Consider the following 20485-nt stretch of genomic DNA (forward strand, 5'->3'; position numbering starts at 1 on the left):
CCACGGGAAGATTTTTCGATACGAGGCGACGAGCTTGCCTTCGGGTGAGTAGGCGACCGCCGTGTTGTAGACGGTGCCATCGTCCGCCCGCTCATACACGCTGCCGGGAACCAGCCAGATGCCAAGGTCCCCGGCGAGCTCGGCCAGGACCTTCCCCCTCGGCCCGTCCAGATGTTCGGCAGCGTCGGCGATGAACTCGGGTGTTACTTCGTTGTTTGGCGGAGTTGCCAGGTGGAACTCCGGATAGACAAACAGCTCAGAAGACGGATGTGCACGGACTTCGTGCTCCAACCGTTCTTGAAACTCGGAGAACTGAGAGACGGGTGGAAGCTGGGCTAGAGCCAGCGATACAGGCCTTGACATTCTGGGACACCTTTCCTCGTTGAATGGAGTTAACGAAAACTTATTTAATTAACTCTCGGCTGTCAAGACCCGTCGCGTAGATCATGTGGCACGATAGAGCCGTGGCCAGACCCAAGGATCAAACTCAGAGACGCGAGCAGCTGGTAGAGGCCGCCACGCAGGCGATTTTGCGGAAGGGCACCATAGATTTGCGCCTTGCCGATATCGCCGCGGAAGCGGGCGTCACTCCGGCGAGCGTTCTCTACTACTATCCAGACACGACCGACCTGTATGTGAGCGTTCTGGAGGTGGGCACTGATGAGTACTGCGTTCGCCGGGAGCGGGCCGTTGATGAAGCCCAGACAGCAACGGACAAACTTCGCGCGTGCGTCTCGCACGGAGTGCCTCAAAGCCAGTCCTCACTTGAAGCAGTCCGATTGCTGTTTGAGCTCAGTTCGGTAGTGCTCAACAGTGAACCCGCCGCGTCTTTGAGTCGAGCCTTCACGGACCGTCAAGTCGCGATATATCGCGGCATACTCAACGCAGGCGCTCGTACTGGAGAGTTCACGCTCCTGGGTTCACCGAACGACCTGGCGAGGTCCTTCGTTGCCCTCGAAGACGGCTACGCGTACATGGTGCTAACCGGCGGAATTAGCGCGGCTGATGCGGAGAGATGGCTCTTGGAACACGCTGAGAGGGTGGCAGGAGCAAGTCTTGGTGTTGCCGGGGACAAGAGCCGGTCTTAGAAGCCGGGCGGGGTCGATCTCGGCCGCTTCGAGCCGTCGTTGCTGCCAAAGTCGAACGATCCGCGTGACCGACCTGGCGGCGTCCGGCTCGACTCGACATCGCGACCGGCTGCTGCGAGCCGTCACACCGACCGCCCTCCGCGCACGGAGCCGCCCAGGTCTGATTGGCGGACAACCAAACTAGGGTATCTTCGCCGCGGCGCTGACTATCGGGCTCGTCTGCTGCAGGGCTCGGAGGCCCAAAGCCGCGTGGCGCAGGGCGCCGCTTCCTCGTCGTGGAGTGGTTCCTGAGCGAGGTTCTGCATATCAGGAAGAGGCCTCCGCCTATCCACGGATCAGAGGCAATCGGAGCGAACCCTTGGAGTTTCCGGCTACGACATAGGGAACCGACCGTATCGAGGGGCATCGCATGGTTGAAGACCGAAAAGCCTTGACGACAAGGAGTGAGTTAATTAATCTTTATTTAATCTATTCCTTGTCAGAACGGAACATCATGTCTAGACAGCCACTGGCCCTTGCAATGGTCCAAAGCCCGGCCGAGTCACTGGAAAGCTTCGCGGAAGGTCTCAAACAGCGCGTCAAAGCTAACCCGAACGTCGCGCTCTTCGTTTACCCGGAACTCCATTTGTGCTCTCTTGGAGCGGCTGACGCGGATTCATACGCGGAGTTCACTGAAGCTATGGCGGAGCCGCTGGACGGGCCGCGCGGACAGGTCCTTGCCCAGCTCGCTGGAGATCTTGGCATCTGGCTGGTTCCCGGCAGCGTCCATGAGCGGGCGGACGATGGCACCGTCTACAACACGGCGGTCGCCTACTCACCCGAAGGCAAGCTCGTCGCCTCGTATCGAAAAATCTTCCCGCGGCGACCGGTCGAAACTGTCGCATCGGGCACAGAGTTCGTCGTATTCGACATGCCCGGCTACGGTCGCGTCGGACTCTCAATCTGCTACGACAGCTGGTTCCCAGAACATGCCCGCCACCTGGCCTGGAAGGGAGCAGAGCTAATCCTGAACGTCGTTGCCACGGACACTGCGGATCGCACATCAGAAATCACTATCGCCCGCGCCAATGCCATTGTGAATCAAGTCTTCTTCGCGAGTGTGAATGGGGCCGGCCCATGGAGCCATGGTCGCAGTCTCCTTGCCGACCCGTCCGGACGGGTGCGAATTGATTCGAACAGCAACGAGGCAATCGTGTTGACTGAAGTCATTGACTTGGACGAAGTCTCCAATACTCGTCGTTTCGGAACTGCCAGCGTCTCTCGACCGTGGGATTTCTTCGCAGAGACGGAAGAGTCGATCGATTTGCCGCTCTACTCTGGAAACATGTCGGCTTCCAGATGGGGGGAGACCGCTTCGCGGCTTTCCTCATTGGAGGTGTAGGAGCATGGCCTCGACAACGGAATCCAGCGCTCCAAACGCCCCTGGAGTTACTCTGGCCACAAGACTCTCCCTCGTTGGGGTTGTCTTGTTCGGCCTCAGCTACATGTCGCCATCCATCGTGATGCAAACCTTCGGGATCATTTCCGGCACCAGCGGTGGGGCCGCGCCATCCGCCTATCTGATCGCGATGGGAGCCATGCTCCTCACCGCCCTCAGCTACGGCAAGCTGGCGCGAGTCTTCCCAACGTCAGGATCTGCGTATACATACGCTGGCCGCCTGCTCGGACGTCATGTCGGATTCGTCGTCGGATGGTCCATCCTGCTGGACTACTTCTTTCTGCCAGTTGTCGCCTGGCTGGTTCAGTCGCTGTATCTCAACGCGCAGTTTCCCGAAGTCCCCATCTGGGCCTGGCTGCTGATCAATGCCGGCCTGACAACCCTGGTGAACATCCTGGGCATCACCATGATCGACCGCGTAAATCGGGTACTGCTCGTTTTGGCCATCGCTGTTGTCGCCGCCTTTGTAGCAGTATGCGTTGTCTATTTGGGGGGCAGCGATGCACCACCACTCGCGGTTACAGACGCGTTTTGGAATTCCACTGCCACTTTCGGCACCATTGTCGCGGCAGCCTCCATCGCCGCATATTCCTTCCTCGGCTTCGATGCAGTCAGCACGCTGAGCGAGGAAACCCACAACCCGAAACGCAACATCCCACGCGGCATCATCATGACCGTGCTGATCGGCGGCACGTTCTTCACGCTTGTCGCATTCGTGATGCAGCTGGTGCATCCCGGAGGCATTTTCGAGAACGAATCGACAGTGGGATATACCATGTCCGTCCAGGTCGGCGGGACAGCGTTCGCAGATGTACTGAACATTCTGCAGATTCTCGGAGGGTTCGCAGGATGCGTGGTTATCCAAGCCAGTGCTACCCGTCTCATGTACGTCATGGGCCGCGACGGTGTCCTCCCACGACGGTTCTTTGGGTACCTGCACCCGAAATTCCGCACTCCCATCCTCAACATCCTGCTGGTCGGAGCCGCCTCCTTCCTGGCCATCGGGCTGTCCCTGGAGACCGCCGCGTCGCTTATCAACTTCGGCGCATTCCTGGCGTTCGCGATGGTCAACATCTGCGTCGTCTCGTATTTCGTTCGGTGCCGCAGGAACGGCACGAGTGTCTCAATCCTTGGGTTCCTGATCTTTCCCTTGGGCGGAGCAGCCGTGGACATCTACCTCCTGCTGAATCTTGGCCCCAACGCACTAACACTCGGCGTCGGATGGCTCGTGATCGGACTGATCTACCTGGCCGTTCTGACCCGCGGGTTCCGTCGGAAACCGCCGGAACTGGATCTACAAACCACGACACCTGACGTGGTGAAAGGAAAATAATGACAACTACAGACTCAGCAAAAGCGAACGTCACCGTTCGCCCACCTTCTCCGGAAGACCATGAGGAATGGACACAACTCTTTCGAGGCTACCGCGAGTTCTACTCACTAGCACCGGACGAAGAAGTCGTACAGCGAGTATGGCAATGGATCCAGCGAGGTACTCATGGCGTGCGAGCGGTACTTGCGATCGCTGACGACAAGCCAATCGGTTTCGCACACTATCGGGAGTTCGCCCGTCCTTCATCTGGAACGGTAGGCGTCTTCCTCGATGATCTGTTCACCCATCCTGACGCGCGCAATCTTGGTGCAGGCAGGGCCCTCATCGGTCATCTAAGCGGAATCGCAGATCGCGGCTCCTACTCGGTACTCCGGTGGATCACAGCCAGCGACAACGTACGCGCACGGGCCCTGTACGACGACGTGGCGCAAGCCACCGCCTGGGTCACATACGACATCAAACGGGCAGGCCAGTTCTAAGCCATTCTTCCTGAGCGAAGGCTGCGTTAAATTCGGTTGGACAGGACAACGGTGCACGCACCATTTCCCGCCTCCTAAATCGGATAGGCCGCCCGGGAGCTCTCCCCGACCACCTTTAATTCCGGGCGGCCCCTCCCCGACAGATCTCAACACAACATGCACCCACTCAGCCTGGCCGAGACCGGCAACCCAGAGAAAGGGACCGACATCATGACCGACAACACCGGCAACGCGCTCGACTCTGCCGCCCTTCGACCGGGCGATCACATCGACGTCCACGTGGACGAACACACTCGCTACAGCGCTTACGTGGACGACACCATGCCGCAACTCAACATCGTGTGGATCCGGGAACTGCGGACCGGAGAACGCAGAATGCTCTCCACCGACGAGCACCGCCTCTACAGGTCCGTCACCTGATCCAGTCAGCATGGTCCTCAGCCCAGTACCTCTTCCCGCCCCTAGAAAGACCTTCGTGCAATGACCCGGCAGAACATCACCGCGACCAGCGTCGAGGAAGCCCACCGACTCCTCAACGCCGCCGTCGTAGAGCTCCAGCACTTGGCCCGATCAGAGGGCGTCCGCGGCATCCTGGTTACCAGGACAGGTCCAGGACAGTTCATCGCGGAACTAAGTGCGACAGTGCCGTACGGGCTCACTCTGGAGGCTGCCGGCTAATGATCAAGATTCATCAGGGAACGCCTGAAGCGGACATCGCAGTTAGAGCGTTCGCTGCACGCACATCCGGAGTTTGCAACGACCGCGCCGTTGGGAGACCCAGTGAAAGGTTCACTGCATGAAGTGCCGGACCAATCTCAGCGGCCCGACTAACTAATAATGAGGAGCAACAAGGAGTGACTTCCAACCGAGACGACGCGACGAACGTCACGGGCAGCAGCCGCGTCAAGCGCGGCATGGCTGAGATGCTCAAGGGCGGCGTCATCATGGACGTCGTCAACGCCGAGCAGGCCCGCATCGCCGAAGACGCCGGTGCCGTGGCCGTGATGGCGCTGGAACGTGTTCCGGCCGATATCCGCGCCCAGGGCGGCGTGTCCCGCATGTCCGATCCCGACATGATCGATCAGATCATCGCGGCCGTGTCCGTGCCCGTCATGGCCAAGGCCCGGATCGGCCACTTCGTCGAGGCGCAGGTGCTGCAGTCCCTCGGCGTGGACTACATCGACGAGTCCGAGGTCCTGACCCCGGCCGACTACACCAACCACATCGACAAGTGGAACTTCACCGTTCCGTTCGTCTGCGGTGCCACCAACCTCGGTGAGGCCCTGCGCCGGATCAACGAGGGCGCGGCGATGATCCGGTCCAAGGGCGAGGCCGGCACCGGGGACGTCTCCAATGCCACCACGCACATGCGCCAGATCCGCGCCGAGATCAAGAAGCTTGCCGGCATGGCCGAGGACGAGCTCTACGTCGCGGCCAAGGAGCTGCAGGCCCCGTACGAACTGGTCAAGGAAGTTGCCGCGACCGGTAAGCTCCCGGTGGTGCTGTTCACCGCCGGCGGCATCGCCACCCCGGCGGATGCCGCGATGATGATGCAGCTCGGCGCCGACGGCGTGTTCGTCGGCTCCGGCATCTTCAAGTCCGGCAACCCGGCCCAGCGGGCCGCCGCCGTCGTGAAGGCCACCACCTTCTTCGATGACCCGGACGAGATCGCCAAGGCCTCCCGCGGCCTGGGCGAGGCCATGGTCGGCATCAACGTCGACGAGATCCCGCAGCCGCACCGCCTCGCCCAGCGCGGCGGGTAGGACCGAGCATCGGAACTGGTGAATTACCCGTGGCAGGGCTGCAATGTCGACAGATATTCAGAGATGCGGGTTGTCACAGCACGCAGAGACCGGAGCGAGTTCGAAAAGCCACCGGGATTCGGCATGAGGCACGGCAGTGGGGAGACCACGGTGGACGTCAATGACCTACGACAAGGGGCCCGAAGCGGCTTGGATCACGGTGACTTCACTTGGTTGTACCTGTGGATCAGGTTCAGGGCAAACGGAGGCTATGCCGGCAGGGCGGACATGGACGCCTTTGTCCACGGTCTGCAGGAACTGTCGGATAACGACATGCTCGTGCTGGGCGCCGTGATCGAGGAACTGCGCCACACCTCACGCCACTCCCTGTTCGACGGCGTTGAACATTAGTGTGGAGGACATCAACTTTCGAGATGACCCGGCACAAGTGAGCTTGGTCAAGAGCTGCGTACACATTTTTTTCTGCGACAAAACCAGGGCAAAGCCACGGAATTTAGGCCGATGGCCGGGGGCTGTGGCCGGATACTACTTGGTAGCCAGCGACTATGCCAGGCGAACAGCCATTCAGGTCGCAATGCCGCCGTCCTGAATCACAAAGCCATCCACATGGAAGAACAGTTGTACAGATTGAGGCCGCGATGGTCTCACGGATAGATGTATGGGGAGACCTTCGGATCCGGGGCATTCTCCGGATCGGCGCGGAACCAGTTGGACTTCGCAGCTTCCAGAGCCGCTGCGGCCGCATTCTCCGCTTCACGATGCTTGTCTGCCTCTGCAGGGTCAACTTCACCTCGCTGCCGTATTGAGCGCAGCCTATCAAGCTCGTTCATTGCGTTGATTACGGTTTCCTTAGCCACCATGCGGGCAGCCGTTTCAGTCTGGTCCATGAACAAGCAGTATCACGAGATAGTGGATCGCCTGGCATTACAGTTCTGGCAATGCCACAGCCCTACGTGTCAGGCTGGAATGACCGCTGAAGACTACGAAGACTTGCTTGCCTCGATTCCGCTCTCTGTCGCGTGGATAACCTGGTCTGAGATCCACACCATCGTCATGCTGCAGAAAAGGGCCTTGTGCGATCCCCCTCAAGCTTCGCTGCATCCCTCCACCGGACCGCTGACGGTGTGACAAAGCCATCAGATGGCACTCCGGTGGCCTTGTAAACGAGCCGGTCGATTTCATAGATCAGCCCCAGTGCTGACCGGTGCGGCATGAAAACCGGAAGTCTGTCACTGCCGGAGTCTGTGAGTCATTTGGCGAAGGCCGATAGCGGCTATTCTGTAAAGTTAGCTTTGGAGAGCACCACGAAACGAAGCGCCCCTCCAACGTCACCTTTCGAGCAACCCGCGCATGCAACTCAGTACTGCAGCCACGCGGCCCACTGAAGCACTAACAGTTCCGGTGAGACAGCAGGGTCTGTCCGTAGGGTAAGAGGTTGGATGACAAAACTGACAGCAAAGTTGAGACCGGACAGTTTTCCGGTCTCAGTGAAGGTGGCAATGCTGACGTGGGGTTTTGCCAGGTCGACTGAGACAGATCACGCGTGTTTTCCGGCCTCACTCGATTGGATGTCATTCTCCTTAGGCAGATTCTGGATCCCGGACGGGACATGGAGCCCGGTCTGCGCCTTGCGGCCGGGCTGGTAGTTTTTTACGGGTTCAGGACCCACGACATCGCAGGCCTGTCCCCTGGCGGACATCACCCTAGGAAAGGGAGCCGTTTGTATTCGTTTCGGCCCGGATCCGCCCCGTCTGCCAGATGACCTTGGCGCGTACGCCCGTCAGGCAGCTGCCAGCCGAACCGGTCAGGTCCCGACGACGACGTCCACTCGGTTAGCGTAGAAGGCGACGTGGTCGACGATGTCTGCGACAGCGTCGTATGGTTCGCGGTAGGACCACACTGCGTCGGTCAGATCGCCCTCGGCGAGGATGATGCTGTAGTAGGACGCGTCGCCCTTGTACGGGCAGTACGTCGCGGTGGCGGTGGCCGCGAGCAGAGTCTGGTCGACATCGGCGAGCGGGATGTACTGGACCGGCGGGTAGTTCGCCTCCCGAAGTGTCAGGGCCATGGTGGTGTCGGCGATGACGTGCTCACCGACGCGGGCCACTACGCGGGCGCCGGTGGGATCGATGGTGATCGGGTGGTCGGGTCCGGGGATCTTGGGTTCTGATGTCGTCATGTTTTTCTCCTGTTGCTTTTGTTGGTTTGCCTAGCCGGCGATGAGGTCGCACTTGTTGCCGTCGACGTCAGCGAAGGTCCCTCCGGCATTCGCTGGGGCACCGGCAGGACATTCCATTAGGGTCGTCGTCGGCTTGAGTATCTGCACACCGCGGTTGGTTCACCAATCTTGATGCTCACGGGTCAAGCCGAAGCGCATGGCTTCGCTGAGCCCTACCGTCATGGAGCCGGGGCTGTGGCGCGTAACGAGAATTCCATGACGCAGTTCGATGAGTGCCCTGGTCATGGCAACCGCGACGGCTTCGTCGAGCTGGTGTTCCATGCTGGCACGGTCGGTAACCGTGACCGTGATCGTGAGGTCAACAGTGTTTCCCATAGATTAAAGCCTTCTCTCATTTCGGTTGTCAGGCGCGTGCGCTCTTAGAACTGCCGTTGGCCTCATCGCTCTAAACGCCGGCGGTTACTCCATGCCTCGGTCACCGGCGGGGGCTGGGGCGACATCAGAGTGCAGCGCGAGAACAGCCGACGGAATTCGGCATAGGCCGCCGCCGAATCGATTGGCTCGTGTCGGTCAGGTTCGCTCGCCTTCCGTGCAGTGGCCAATCCGTCTAGCCCCCGCACCTTGTCCCGGTACTGCCTGCTCGCAGCGGCTCCGTGCCGCCCGTCCCTTGGTCTAAGAGGACACCTGTCAAAACCACCAGAGGCGTTCGTCCAGTTCGCCACGAGGTACTCCCTACTCCTCTGGCCCGGCAGGAAGGCCGAGGTGGGACCTCAGCGTAGAGCCTTCGTACTCCGTCCGGTGCAGACCTCGCTTCTGCAATAGAGGCACCACATGATCGACGAAAAGATCGAGTGAGTCAGGGAGCATCGTTGGTTGGAGGGTGAAGCCATCGCTGCCGCCTTCAGACACCCAGTCCTCGATGAGATCGGCCATCTGCTCCGGCGTGCCCGTGAAGTCGAGACCGCCGGGCAGGCCCGTCATCCGACGTGCGACTTCGCCAAACGGCTCGCCGGACTTTTGAGCCTCCGCGACGATGTATTTGCCAATCGTCGAGAGCTCTGCTGTGGCAGCAGCCTCGTCGCTCAGTGGTCGACTTGGATCAATCAGGGTCATGTTCATCCCAGCATTGTGTGCCACGTTTCGCCAGCGCAGCTCAGGGTCCGCGCTCTCCTCAAGTTCCAACCGCGTTGATGCTGCTTCTGCCTCGGTGCTGCCCAGGACGAATGCAAGTCCGGGAAGGATTCGAATGTCGTCGACGGGGCGACCGTGACGACGAGCTGCCGCCTCCAGTGTGCTGCGGAAGCTTTTCCCGGCCGCGATCGTCGGCTGCGGTGTGAAGACGACGTCCGCCACCCGCGCGGCCAGATCAACGCCCGCGGGTGAAGATCCCGCTTGCGCGATTACCGGGCTCCCCTGGGGCGAGGGCGGAATCGGCAGCGCTCCGGCAACGTCGAAGTAAGTGCCGTGGAAATCTGCCGGGTGGATTCGAGCGACGTCGGCCCACCGCCGACTTCTACGGTCTCCCAGAATGGCTCCGTCCTCCCAGCCGTGCCACAAACGCTGGACTACGTCGACGAACTCGCCGGCCCGGGCATATCTGTCGTCGTGCTCTGGGTGTTCGGCGACACCGAAGTTCTTAGCTGCCTTGGCATCGGCCGTGGTCACCACGTTCCAGCCGACCCGTCCACCGCTGGTGTGGTCAGCGGTCAGGAAGCGGCGTGCCAACTCGTAAGGAGAGTTGTATGTGGTGGATGCGGTAGCAAACAACCCGATATGTTGAGTGACTGCGCCGACAGCCGCGAGCAGCACCACCGGGTCGTAGAAGATCTGAGGGAAAAAAGCTGCTCGAAAGAGCGTTAGGTTCGGGGTGTCGGCGAAGAAGATCGAGTCCAGAAGGCCACGCTCTGCGGTCAACGCGGAGCGCTGGAGGTGCTCGAACGATGCGAGTTCGACTGGGTCGTGGTCCTGCACCAACCATGCCGACTCGTGGTAGCCGCTGCCGATCAGCATTGCGTTGAGATGTGCTTGGCGACGTGTCATGAAGTCTCCATGTGTTTGAGTGTGAGCAGTTGACGGAGAGGGGGCGGCCCCCACAGGCCAGAGTTCTGACGCTTCTGCGTGAGCTGCAGACTGGCTTTGCGTTTTAGGCCCCATTTAGAAGCAACCATTGGTGCTTCTAAATGGGGTGATGAGTGCCGTATTTCTGGCGGTAATAGGACAGCGGGGCTCCGGCCCGACTGTCTCCGGATGCGCTCGATACCGTGCCCAGGACGATGACGTGGTCACCGGCGGGGACCATGTCAGACACATCCAACGAAACGAAACTGTGGGCCCCTTGAATGCGGGGAGCACCGTCTTCGATCTGCCACGAAGTGTCGGCGTATCTGTCCGGGATCTTTGACGCAAACCGACGTGCGATCTGTTCCTGGTGCGCGCCCAGCACGTTCAGGCCAAGACGCGACCCCACAGCCAGGCGCGACAATAGTTCGCTCTGACGATCCAAGGACACCATCACCATAGGGGGGTGCAAGGAGAGCGACGCGAACGCGCTGACAGTCGTCCCCATTGGTCGGCTGGTGTCCAGTGTTGTCACCACTGACACCGGAGAGACGACGTTCGCCATTGCCGCCCGGAATTGGCGCAGGTCGGCCGGGGTTGGGGACTTACGTGTCTCGATCACAGGATCACGCCTCGCTTCCCAAGGATAGACATCACGCCGTCATGAGGGACGCCACCTCGTCGTGGCAGGAAATCGGCGTCTATGTGCTGCTTCGCATTAGACCGGTCCCGGACTACAGCGAGGATGTGCCTCGAGGGCCCGAGTGCTTTCCGGGCATGGCCGTCCTTCGCGAGGGCGACCCAAAGGGATGCTGCCTTCGTCTGGCCCTCAAGAGCCTTCATATGCTTGCCTCGGTTTTCTGTACTTGCAATTTGTACTGATCTGTCTAAAAAATGCTAGACCGATTTGTCTAAAACTGCAAGAGGCCTGCCGCCGGCCTTACGATCTTGAGTCGGCGCGACACTCGGTCCCGGACTGTTTCGCTCTGTTCAGTGAACGCAGGGGTCGAGCTGATTGGCGTTGCCGCAACAGTATTGCTTGGCCGCCGAGCCCGATGCCGGCGGCGATAACGATCAGCGCACCAAAGGCGTTGGCAATGCCCAGGACGCCCAATGGCGAGACTAGTTGCCCGGCAATGATCGCTGGCAATCCGAACGATAGGTAGCACACCATGAAGATCGCCGTGAACAGGCCCGCACGCTCATGGCCTTCCGCGAGCGGACCAATGACCTTCATGGCGCCCGAAAACGTCGCACCGAAGCCCACCCCGCCGATCGCGCCGCCCAGACAGAGCAACGGGAGGCTGCTTGAGGCCGTGGCGATAGGTACGACTGCGGCACCGATAATGACGGACCAGCTGCCCACCGCCAGCGTTTTGTACGGGGCCAGCGATCCCAGCAAGAATGCCGCCACTGCTGCGACCAGCGGTTCGATCGACGACGCGGCACCGGCGATTCCGACGCTATGGATGTTGAATGCGCTGCCGAGAACCGTCGGCACCAGGCCCATAAAAAGTGCCGCCATCATCCATGCCCCGACCAACGCGGGCACCGCGACAGCGAATTGACGCCGCGCCTTGGTCGGCACTCTCAACACCGGCTTCAACGACGCGATTGCTCCAGGGCGGGACTTGGCGGTCTCGGCAACGAGTAGAGCTATGACGATTCCAATTGCCATGACTACAACGAGGGCTCCCCAGACGATGGTGGACGCCGAGGCTGAGAGTTCCGCCACCATGCCAGCGAACAATGCCCCAAGGCCCAACCCGGCCGCGGGTGTGACTGTGCCAAAGACGGCGCCCAGCCGTTTATGCCTTGGCGGCGCCAGTTCAACTATGGCGGCGGTGAACGCACTCGTTGCGGCACCGGTGGCCAGTCCTTGGACAGTGCGTGCAGCGATAATCCAACCGATGTTGCCAGCTGACCAAAACATGACCATCGAGAGCAATTCGAGTCCGAGTGATCCAATGAGTACCGGCCGGCGTCCGATGTAGTCCGACAGCGAGCCAACGACCAGAAGGGCGACGAGCATTGCGAGGGCGTAGACCCCAAACGCGACCGTGAGGACAAATGGACTGAAGCCCCACTCGCGTTCATATACCACCAGCAGGGGTGTCGGAGCGCCCGCGGCAACGAAGAACGTCGCCAGGGCGAGCGAGATGCCGACGAAAGCTGCCATCGGTCGCAGTACGGGGGGTGATTTGATTGCCATGGCGTGCTCCTAAAGCAGTATTCGTTGCGTCGCTAGGGCCCGCACGGGCCCAGTGGCGCCCCCGCTCCGGCAGCGCACCGGCCCAGTCGCAGAACAAGGAATCGGCCTGAGGCCTTGAGCGGACGACCGCGGATTACTCGGCGTCAAGGAAGATATTCGTGTGGTGGACAAGAAGCTCGGGGTACTTGTGGTGGGATCTTTGGTGGAGGAGGCGGGACTCGGTACGGGCCTGATCCCTCTCACCACGGCAGTCCGGGCTTGGGATCCTGCGTGGCAGCGGGCTCTACGCCGACCTGTCATGGTGCGGGGTGGGCCCGCGGCGGGAGTTAGAACAGCTTCTCAGCCGCCAACCAGTCCGCGGCGATCTTGGCCGAAGATACCTGGTCGTTGACGCTCCGGGCGTTCAACTCCCGCAGCTCACCAGTGCTGAGCGCCGCGCTGACCTTGTTAATGACGGCGCTGATCTGCGGCGTCGCCCGATCTTTATTGATCAGTGGGACAACGTTTGATGCCGAGAACGCCTTTTTAGGATCTTCGAGCGTTACGAGGTCTTTGCTGCCAATATTCGGGTCCGCGGTGTAGATGTTAGCGACCTGAATCGTGTCGTCCTTGAGTGCCTTTAGGGTAAGCGGTCCTCCCCCATCATCGATGGGCATGAAGTCCACGGTCACCCCGTAAACATGTTTGAGCCAGGCAGGACCATAAAGCAGAGTGGCCTGTTCGGCTGGGCCGCCCAGTATGGGCGTTGGCCTGACTTTTGTAAGATCGCTAATGGTTCTCACATTGTTGGCCTCGGCGAACTGTCTCGTCACGGTGTAGGAGTCCTGATCCGTGGCCGGTGACTGCTCGAGCACAGTCAAGTTCGAGGGAATCGCCGCCGCGAGGCTCCTGTAAACATCTTCGCTGGAGGTTACCGTCGTGGCCTTGTCATAGTACTGAAGGAGGTTTCCCGTGTATTCGGGGAACAACGTCACCTCACCGCTTTCCAACGCGGGAAGGTAGGCGTCCCGCTGGCCGATGTTGAACTTCCGCTCAACGTCGTAATCATTCGCCTCAAGCGCTTCAGCATAAATCTCGGCAATGATCTCGTTGGAGTAGTAAGTCTGGGACCCGACGACGATGTGCTTTGAGGAGTCTCCTCCGGAGCCGAAGGGATCACCCGAGGGTGCGCATCCAGTCAATGCGAGTATTCCGAGTATGGCGGCCACCGGTGCGAGCAGACCCAGTTTGAACGGCTGTTTCATCTCAATCTCCTTATAGAGCGGTACTAGTCGTGTCTGAAAAGAGCGTCAGGCTCATGCAACCGGCTTTGCCGGTTCGCGTCAGGAGTCACTCCATCGCCGCGCTGCCGCCCATTGCGCAGCCAGGAAAGCGCATTCGATTAAGACCGCCAGGGTGGTCACGATGATCGAGGCTCCGAGCATCATCGCGTAGTCGCGGGTTTTGATCCCCTCGTTGATGTAGACGCCGAGGGCTCCGCCGCTAGCGAAGAAGGCGAGCGTCGCGGAGGCCACAACCTGGAGGGAACCAGCCCGGAAGCCCGCGATAACGAGGGGCAGTCCCAAGGGAACCTCCACCTTCAGGAGCACCTGCCATGGACTCATTCCTATGGCCCGCGCGGCTTCTACGACGTTTCGGTCGACCGACTCGACTCCCGCGTAGGCTCCGGCGAGTAGGGGAGGAACGGCGAGGAAAACCAATGTGATCAGCGGTGCCTGGAACCCAACTCCAACGACGAGGGCGAGGACTATAAGGACACCAAGCCCCGGAAGGGCGCGAAGTGCCCCAGAGAAGGCGATGACCCGCTCGCGGCCCCGGCCGGTATGCCCGACATAAAGGCCGGCCGGAACGGCGAAAATCGAAGCGACGAACACGGCCCCGGCGGTATATGCAAGTTGCTCGCCGATGCGCGCGGGGATCGCCCCGGGTCCTCCATGATTTGCGTTGTCGAGTATCCAGCGGAATGCCTCGAAGAAGACGCTCATAGTCGCACCTCCGGCGCAAAGGAACTGACTCGCCTACGGGCCGGCTCCACCCAGGGCATAAGCATGCGGCCTGTTAGAACAAGGAGAGCGTCGAAGACCACGGCAATCCCGACCGACATGACGATTCCCGTCCAAACCTCCGCCGTGATATTACGCTGGAGCCCGTTCAGGAAAAGGTATCCGAGGCTGGATACTCCGATTATGCTGCCAAGGCTGACCAGACTGACCGTGCTCACCGACACGACGCGAAGGCCTGAAAGAATTACGGGGCCCGCCATGGGAAGCTCCACTTGCCAGAATCTCCTCCACGGGGAGTACCCGACCGCGTCGGCCGCCTCTTTTGCATCGGAGCCGACGGATAACAGCGCATCGCTGGTCGAGCGGGTGAGCAAGGCTACGGCGTACAGGGTGAGCGCGACCACGACGTTGGCCGGGTCGAGGAGTCGAGTACTGAGCAGGGCGGGGATCGCGATGAGCAGCGGCAAGGCCGGTACCGTGTATATGAGGCCAGCAATAATCAGAAGCGGGCCCCCGGCGGCCCGGTTCCTTACCGTAAACCAACTAACGGGGACCGACACGAGAAGGCCCAGGACTACCGGCGGCACCGAGAGTGCGACATGCGCGAGACACAACTGCCAGATGAGGTCGATATTTGACATGACCCAATTCATTTGGACAGCACACCCGCGGGTCGACCGGTTACGTCCACCAGCACTCTTGTGCCGTCAACGTTTTCGATGTGCAATTGCCTTCGGCCGCGGTCAGCCCCGATAAAATTGGCGACAAAATCGCTCGCAGGGTTCGCTAAGATGTCCATCGGCGAACCGGATTGGGCGACTCGTCCGCGTTCTTCGAGGATGACGACCTGGTCAGCGAGAAGGAACGCTTCGTCGACATCGTGGGTGACAAAGACGATTGTCTTTCCCAGTTCCTGTTGCAGCCGTGCAAGTTCGCGCTGCAATTCGGCCCGGACAATGGGATCGACCGCGCCGAAAGGCTCGTCCATGAGCAGGATGTTGGGATCGGACGCCAGCGCCCGGGCGACACCGGCCCGCTGCTGCTGCCCGCCGGAGAGTTGACGCGGATAACGGTCTGCCAGGTTGCGGTCAAGGCCCACGGTGTCCATCAATTCGAGCGCTCTCGTCCGAGCCAGAGACTTGTGCTGGCCATTAAGCCGGGGAACAGTGGCGATATTTTCTAATGTGGACCGGTGCGGCAGCAGCCCGGAACTTTGCATGACATAGCCGATGCTCCGGCGCAGCTTCACGGGGTCCATCGTAGAGACGTCGCTTCCGTCGATCTCTATGACCCCTGCGGTGCGCTCGACCATCCTGTTGATCATTCGGAGGACGGTGGTCTTGCCGCTGCCGGAGGAGCCCACTAGGGCGGTAATCTCTCGCGCCCGGATGACCAAGTCTAGGTCGTCCACCGCCGTCGTCCCGTCGGGATATGTCTTCGTCACCGAACGCAGTTCGATCATTGGGTTGCCTCCATCACTTGCGTTGACCATTGTTGGACTTGCGTTGACCATTGGTGGACTCGCAACCGCTTGCCGGCCGCCCGAGCCCGAGTTTTCCGGAGGGTGGTGCCGCGATACTCCGCGTCTGCAGACCCCTCGGTGTTCGAGTACGGGCCCGACCGCTTCAACGAACGGTCCGGCCGTTGGGAGGTCGCGAGACATCCTGTCTGAGTCGATCCCCCGACGTCGACGATTCCTCTGCCGGGCCGCTCCTTCACGGGATTACTTGTACTGATCTGTCTAAGAGCGACATTAGACCGATCTGTCTAAAAGCGCAATCCAGTCTCGATCATTTTTTAGACAGATCGGTCTGATATGATGTGGGCATGGGAGAGCAGACAACGACGAATGAGAAGAAACGACCTCGACAGAGGCTTTTGGCGGCCGCGGATGAGCTCTTCTACAACGAGGGCACGCACACCGTAGGCATCGATCGCGTCATCGAGAGGGCCGGCGTCGCCAAGGGCTCGCTGTACTACAACTTCAGCGGCGGCAAGGACGACCTGATCAAGGAGTACCTACTCGGCCGGCATGCCGCGTGGGCGGCCCGGGTCGACCAGGAAATAGCCAAGCATGAAGAACCACGCCACAAGATCCTCAGCGTGTTCGACGCCCTCGGCACATTGTTCTCCGAGCCCGACTACCGCGGCTGCGCATTCATGAACGCGCTGGCAGGAGCCCCGGAGAATGGCCCCGAGATTCAAGCCGCAGCGAACTTCCGCATTTGGCTGCACACCCTCTTCGACAGCATGGTCGCAGACCTCGATGTGGAGAACCCCAGCCAACTCACCGACCAGCTGGTGGTCCTCTACGACGGCGCGGTTACAGCGTCGCAGATGGACAACACCCCCAGGACGGCAACGACGGCCAAGACCCTTGCAACCATGCTCCTCGGCTTGCATCCCTCCGAGACACACGCTGACCACGTCACCGCGTAACCGCCAGCAGTGAGCGGGCCGGTGCCGGCAGGCCCTTGCTCTCCGGATCGTAGGGCTTGACCTGCACGATCCTGGTGGCGAGAACCCCGGCGAATGCCGCCACCCCGCGGCATAGCTGTTCCGCCGCCCGATGCCGATTTCGTTGTCCCAGATCAACCGGCGCGGAACAGCACAAAAGGACCCGATCAGCTGCCACATCCCGGCCGGCATTGGAAGTCTCGCAATCGTGCAATGCCTCACGTGTCCGGCCGCCGGGTACGACCAGAATTGCTGGGCCGCAGACTACTGGATTCCCGAAGGTGCCGGTTCGTCGAGTGACGGATCCCTGATCCCATGGGAGCGGCGGTAGATAGGCGTCATATTGCGCAGAACCGAGTCCGGACGACTGCCACAAATCAGCCCGCGTCGCGCTCGTGAGCTGCCGGAGTCGCCGCATAGGCGTGGCAGAGGTCGGCCCGCCAGCACCGGCCCGCCCACTGCGGGCGGCAGCGCTGTGACGTGGTCAGCGGGTGTGGTCCACCAGCGCCGCGGTGACAGCGCCGTCGTAGAGGATGATCAGCTGGTCGGTGAGTTCGGTGGGGGTATGCACGTCGAGGTCTGCCACGATGCCCTCGAAGTGGGCCTGCAGCCAAGTGCCGAAGTCCGCGGCGACTTGGATCTCCGGGCCGTTCTCCGGGGCTCCCGCCAGCGCGTTCATGAATGCGCAGCCGCCGCGGTAGTCGGGCTCGGAGAACACTGTGCCGAGGGCGTCGAACACACTGAGGATCTTGTGGCGTGGTTCTTCATGCTTGGCTACTTCCTGGTCGACCCGGGCCGCCCACGCGGCATGCCGGCCGAGTAGGTACTCCTTGATCAGGCCGTCCTTGCCGCCGCTGAAGTTGTAGTACAGCGAGCCCTTGGCGACGCCGGCCCTCTCGATGACGCGATCGATGCCTACGGTGTGCGTGCCCTCGTTGTAGAAGAGCTCATCCGCGGCCGCCAAAAGCCTCTGTAGAGGTGGCGCCTTCTCATTCTTCGCTGCCTGCTCTCCCATGGGCGGATCAATCAGACCGGTCTGTCTAAAAAATGATCGAGATGGGATTGCACTTTTAGACAGATCCGTCTAATCTCGTTTTAGACAGATCTGTACAAGAAGGGATCTGTGCAAGCAAATCTCATGAAGGAGCGGACCATGCCTGAAACATCCACCACTGAACTCGAAGGCCAGACGGCACTCGTGACGGGAGCCACATCGGGCATCGGCCGTGCGGTCGCCCTCGGGCTTGCGGCGCGGGGCGCCACAGTCCTGGTTCATGGCCGCGACGCTGGCCGTGCAGTCGAGGTGCTGGAGCAGATCGAGTTGTCCGGCGGCCGTGCGAAGTTCGTGCAAGCAGACATCAGCACCGCCGAGGGTGTCCGGAAGCTCGTCGACGAGGCCGGGGAGGTTGACATTCTTGTGAACAATGCCGGTTTCTCCTGGTTCGGACCATCCGCCGATCTCGCAACGGACACGTTCGACGCCCTGTTCGATTCGAACGTACGAGCACCCTACTTACTCGTTTCGGCCTTCGCGCCGGCGATGGCCGCTCGTGGCAAGGGCAACATCGTCAGCGTCGCCAGTATGGCCGGACTGATCGGCCTCGCGGGCGGCGCCGCGTACGGCGCGACGAAGCACTCGCTAGTCGGACTCACTCGCTCGTGGGCTGCCGAGTACAGCCCGAGCGGCGTGCGGGTTAACGCGGTTGCTCCGGGCCCCGTCTATACGGCGTCGGACCCGGCCAGCATCAAGGCGCTCGGTGAGACCACCCTCCTCGGCCGCGCGGCGCAGCCCGAAGAGATCGCAAACGTCGTCGGTTTCCTGGTTTCGCCCGGAGCGAGCTATATGACGGGCGCAGTCATCGCCGTCGACGGTGGCCGAACGGCGGTCTGAGGTCCTTCGTCGGCGGAAGAATCGTCGACGTCGCAGGGATCTACTCCGCCATGTTCACCGGAACCGTGCTCGCCATGGTGGGGCTCGTGGCGATCACGTTCTTCAGTAGGAAACAGTCCGCCGCAACCGAGCGGTACTCGGAAAACTCCCCAACTGCCCGCCTCGGGACAGCGCGGAAACACCAGGAAAGCAGGACGAATATGCCTAACAACGGCGAAACACACAACACGACCCCCACGAGGTTCGTCGAAGCGGGCGGGACCAGATTCGCCTACCGCCGCTTCGGCACCCCCCTGGGCGTCCCGTTGGTCCTCGTGCAGCATTTCCGTGGCAACCTGGACAACTTTGATCCGGGGGTGACGGACCGCCTTGCCGAGGGCCGCGAAGTGATCCTCTTCGACAACGCAGGCGTCGGAGCGACAACGGGAGAGGCGAAGACTACGATCGCCGAGATGGCCGCCGACGCGGCGTCCTTCATCGACGCTCTGGGACTCGCTCAGGTCGACATGTTCGGGTTCTCTATGGGAGGCCAAGTCGCTCAGCAGATCGCAGTAGACCGCCCGGGCCTCATCCGGAAGCTGGTTCTCGTCGGTACTGGTCCACGCGGTGGTGAGGGAATGGCAAGTCTCACCGACTACACGATCGAATTGTTCACCAGGGAGTATGACCCGCAGGAGTTGATGTGGTTGCCGATCTTCTTCGGGGAATCCGAGGAAGCCCAGGCCTCAGGCGCAGCGTTCCTAGCGCGAGTCAACGAGCGGATTGACCGCGACGCTCCCGTCGGGCCCAAAGCGGCGGCAGCGCACTTGGCCGCAGCGGGCGAGTGGGGTGCACCGGGAAGCGATATCAGCTATCTCAAGCAGATCACACAGCCGGCCCTCGTCGTCAACGGGAGCAACGACGTCGTGATCCCGACGATCAACTCCTACGTGCTGCAGCAGGAGCTGCCGAACGCCCGGCTCCTGCTGTTCCCCGACTCGAACCACGGTTCGCAGTTCCAGTTCCCTGAGGTCTTCGTCCGCGAGGTGAACGACTTCTTGAACGACTAGCACGACCATCTGACACTCCGACACAACCGTGTCCAGAAACCTGGGCCTACGGCTCGGCACGAGAGGACCACAACGAAAGGATGAAAGTGACCAGCATTCAGGAAACGAAGGCCGTCGTCGACGCCTACTATCAGGCCGGCGTAGAAGGCCACCTCCCTACATTTGGGGAGTACCTGCACGACGACTTTGTCGTCACCGCTCCGAACTACCTGCCTTGGGGAGGCGCCCACATCGGCGCCCAGTTCTTCCGAGAACAGGTACTGGAGCACCTGTCCGAAACCCTCGATTTCTCACGCTTCAGCTACGAGGGCTTCACAGCAGAGGGGACGAACGCGGTAGCGCTGATCAACATCGGCGTCGTCGGAACCGACGACCTCGTCAAAATCTCGGAGCACTGGGAGGTCGTGGACGGAAAAGCACGGAGTCTCTGGGTCGCGTACTTCGAGCCACAGCCGCTGCTGAAACACCTCGGCATCACAGTGAGCGCCGCCGCGTAACACCACGGCGACGGACGAACCCGACGCCGCCTAGAACC

25 protein-coding genes are annotated in these 20485 nt (G+C 61.1%); 13 read left to right on the forward strand and 12 right to left on the reverse strand.

The window, feature by feature from the left end; all coding sequences use genetic code 11:
• Positions 1-363, reverse strand: a 363-nt coding sequence (locus ACFRJ8_RS19110) for a carbon-nitrogen hydrolase family protein (RefSeq protein WP_377987933.1), incomplete at its 3' end; no start/stop codon positions are given.
• Positions 364-464: 101 nt separating this feature from the next.
• Here ACFRJ8_RS19110 and ACFRJ8_RS19115 point away from each other — a divergent pair.
• The 8 genes from ACFRJ8_RS19115 (at position 465) to ACFRJ8_RS19150 (ending at position 6491) form a co-directional block, all read left to right on the forward strand.
• Positions 465-1088 (forward strand): TetR/AcrR family transcriptional regulator, encoded by a 624-nt coding sequence (locus tag ACFRJ8_RS19115; protein ID WP_377987935.1) that lies wholly within the window; start codon positions 465-467, stop codon positions 1086-1088.
• A 409-nt stretch (positions 1089-1497) separates the two neighbouring features.
• Entirely contained in the window at positions 1498-2469 is a 972-nt protein-coding gene (locus ACFRJ8_RS19120) for a carbon-nitrogen hydrolase family protein (RefSeq protein ID WP_377987937.1), read from the forward strand.
• Positions 2470-2473: 4 nt separating this feature from the next.
• The gene (locus tag ACFRJ8_RS19125) at positions 2474-3859 is read left to right on the forward strand and encodes an APC family permease (RefSeq protein ID WP_377987939.1); all 1386 of its coding nucleotides are present in this window, start codon (positions 2474-2476) and stop codon (positions 3857-3859) included.
• Entirely contained in the window at positions 3859-4338 is a 480-nt protein-coding gene (locus ACFRJ8_RS19130) for a GNAT family N-acetyltransferase (RefSeq protein WP_377987941.1), read from the forward strand. The genes ACFRJ8_RS19125 and ACFRJ8_RS19130 overlap by 1 nt, the downstream gene beginning before the upstream one ends.
• A gap of 210 nt (positions 4339-4548) precedes the next feature.
• On the forward strand, positions 4549-4758 hold the full coding sequence (locus ACFRJ8_RS19135) for a hypothetical protein (protein ID WP_377987943.1): 210 nt from the start codon (positions 4549-4551) through the stop codon (positions 4756-4758).
• Between the two features lie 60 nt (positions 4759-4818).
• Positions 4819-5016 carry a hypothetical protein gene (locus ACFRJ8_RS19140; protein WP_377987945.1) on the forward strand — a complete coding sequence of 66 codons (198 nt, stop codon included), beginning with the start codon at positions 4819-4821 and terminating at the stop codon, positions 5014-5016.
• A gap of 176 nt (positions 5017-5192) precedes the next feature.
• A complete protein-coding gene (gene pdxS / locus ACFRJ8_RS19145) occupies positions 5193-6101 on the forward strand; it encodes a pyridoxal 5'-phosphate synthase lyase subunit PdxS (RefSeq protein WP_377987947.1) in 909 nt (302 codons plus the stop codon).
• Positions 6102-6368: 267 nt separating this feature from the next.
• Positions 6369-6491 (forward strand): hypothetical protein, encoded by a 123-nt coding sequence (locus ACFRJ8_RS19150; RefSeq protein WP_377987949.1) that lies wholly within the window; start codon positions 6369-6371, stop codon positions 6489-6491.
• Between the two features lie 254 nt (positions 6492-6745).
• On the opposite strand, the gene ACFRJ8_RS19155 is transcribed toward ACFRJ8_RS19150, so the two are convergent.
• A complete protein-coding gene (locus ACFRJ8_RS19155) occupies positions 6746-6988 on the reverse strand; it encodes a hypothetical protein (protein WP_377987951.1) in 243 nt (80 codons plus the stop codon).
• Between ACFRJ8_RS19155 and ACFRJ8_RS19160 the strand changes: the two genes are divergently transcribed.
• Positions 6987-7229, forward strand: a complete 243-nt coding sequence (locus tag ACFRJ8_RS19160; protein WP_377987953.1) for a hypothetical protein — start codon at positions 6987-6989, stop codon at positions 7227-7229. The genes ACFRJ8_RS19155 and ACFRJ8_RS19160 overlap by 2 nt on opposite strands.
• Before the next feature lie 676 nt (positions 7230-7905).
• On the opposite strand, the gene ACFRJ8_RS19165 is transcribed toward ACFRJ8_RS19160, so the two are convergent.
• The 9 genes from ACFRJ8_RS19165 to ACFRJ8_RS19205 all read right to left on the reverse strand — a co-directional run bounded on the left by ACFRJ8_RS19165 (position 7906) and on the right by ACFRJ8_RS19205 (position 16015).
• Positions 7906-8280, reverse strand: a complete 375-nt coding sequence (locus tag ACFRJ8_RS19165; RefSeq protein ID WP_377987955.1) for a DUF427 domain-containing protein — start codon at positions 8278-8280, stop codon at positions 7906-7908.
• Between the two features lie 159 nt (positions 8281-8439).
• Positions 8440-8655: a hypothetical protein gene (locus ACFRJ8_RS19170; protein WP_377987957.1), complete on the reverse strand. Its 216-nt coding sequence runs from the start codon at positions 8653-8655 to the stop codon at positions 8440-8442.
• A gap of 357 nt (positions 8656-9012) precedes the next feature.
• A complete protein-coding gene (locus ACFRJ8_RS19175) occupies positions 9013-10320 on the reverse strand; it encodes an NtaA/DmoA family FMN-dependent monooxygenase (protein ID WP_377987959.1) in 1308 nt (435 codons plus the stop codon).
• 136 nt (positions 10321-10456) lie between these two features.
• The gene (locus tag ACFRJ8_RS19180; protein ID WP_377987961.1) at positions 10457-10960 is read right to left on the reverse strand and encodes a flavin reductase family protein; all 504 of its coding nucleotides are present in this window, start codon (positions 10958-10960) and stop codon (positions 10457-10459) included.
• A 318-nt stretch (positions 10961-11278) separates the two neighbouring features.
• Complete coding sequence (locus ACFRJ8_RS19185) at positions 11279-12550, reverse strand: MFS transporter (RefSeq protein ID WP_377987963.1); 1272 nt, start codon at positions 12548-12550, stop codon at positions 11279-11281.
• 326 nt (positions 12551-12876) lie between these two features.
• Positions 12877-13794: an ABC transporter substrate-binding protein gene (locus ACFRJ8_RS19190; RefSeq protein WP_377987965.1), complete on the reverse strand. Its 918-nt coding sequence runs from the start codon at positions 13792-13794 to the stop codon at positions 12877-12879.
• A 78-nt stretch (positions 13795-13872) separates the two neighbouring features.
• Positions 13873-14535 (reverse strand): ABC transporter permease, encoded by a 663-nt coding sequence (locus tag ACFRJ8_RS19195; RefSeq protein WP_377987967.1) that lies wholly within the window; start codon positions 14533-14535, stop codon positions 13873-13875.
• Entirely contained in the window at positions 14532-15194 is a 663-nt protein-coding gene (locus tag ACFRJ8_RS19200) for an ABC transporter permease (protein ID WP_377987969.1), read from the reverse strand. The genes ACFRJ8_RS19195 and ACFRJ8_RS19200 overlap by 4 nt, the downstream gene beginning before the upstream one ends.
• Before the next feature lie 8 nt (positions 15195-15202).
• Positions 15203-16015, reverse strand: coding sequence for an ABC transporter ATP-binding protein (locus ACFRJ8_RS19205; RefSeq protein WP_377987971.1), 813 nt, complete (start codon positions 16013-16015; stop codon positions 15203-15205).
• A gap of 365 nt (positions 16016-16380) precedes the next feature.
• Here ACFRJ8_RS19205 and ACFRJ8_RS19210 point away from each other — a divergent pair, with 365 nt between their 5' ends.
• Complete coding sequence (locus ACFRJ8_RS19210; protein ID WP_377987972.1) at positions 16381-16992, forward strand: TetR/AcrR family transcriptional regulator; 612 nt, start codon at positions 16381-16383, stop codon at positions 16990-16992.
• Between the two features lie 502 nt (positions 16993-17494).
• Here ACFRJ8_RS19210 and ACFRJ8_RS19215 read toward each other — a convergent pair.
• Complete coding sequence (locus ACFRJ8_RS19215; protein ID WP_377987973.1) at positions 17495-18025, reverse strand: TetR/AcrR family transcriptional regulator; 531 nt, start codon at positions 18023-18025, stop codon at positions 17495-17497.
• Between the two features lie 138 nt (positions 18026-18163).
• On the opposite strand from ACFRJ8_RS19215, the gene ACFRJ8_RS19220 reads away from it, so the two are divergent.
• From ACFRJ8_RS19220 to ACFRJ8_RS19230, 3 genes are all read left to right on the forward strand, one after another.
• A complete protein-coding gene (locus ACFRJ8_RS19220; protein ID WP_377987974.1) occupies positions 18164-18901 on the forward strand; it encodes an SDR family NAD(P)-dependent oxidoreductase in 738 nt (245 codons plus the stop codon).
• A gap of 50 nt (positions 18902-18951) precedes the next feature.
• Positions 18952-19950, forward strand: coding sequence for an alpha/beta fold hydrolase (locus ACFRJ8_RS19225; protein ID WP_377987975.1), 999 nt, complete (start codon positions 18952-18954; stop codon positions 19948-19950).
• 86 nt (positions 19951-20036) lie between these two features.
• Positions 20037-20447 carry a nuclear transport factor 2 family protein gene (locus tag ACFRJ8_RS19230; RefSeq protein ID WP_377987976.1) on the forward strand — a complete coding sequence of 137 codons (411 nt, stop codon included), beginning with the start codon at positions 20037-20039 and terminating at the stop codon, positions 20445-20447.
• Positions 20448-20485: the final 38 nt, after the last annotated feature.

Origin of the sequence: Arthrobacter sp. NPDC056886 (assembly GCF_042788715.1) — a bacterium.
In the GTDB taxonomy this organism is placed as follows: Bacteria; Actinomycetota; Actinomycetes; order Actinomycetales; family Micrococcaceae; genus Arthrobacter.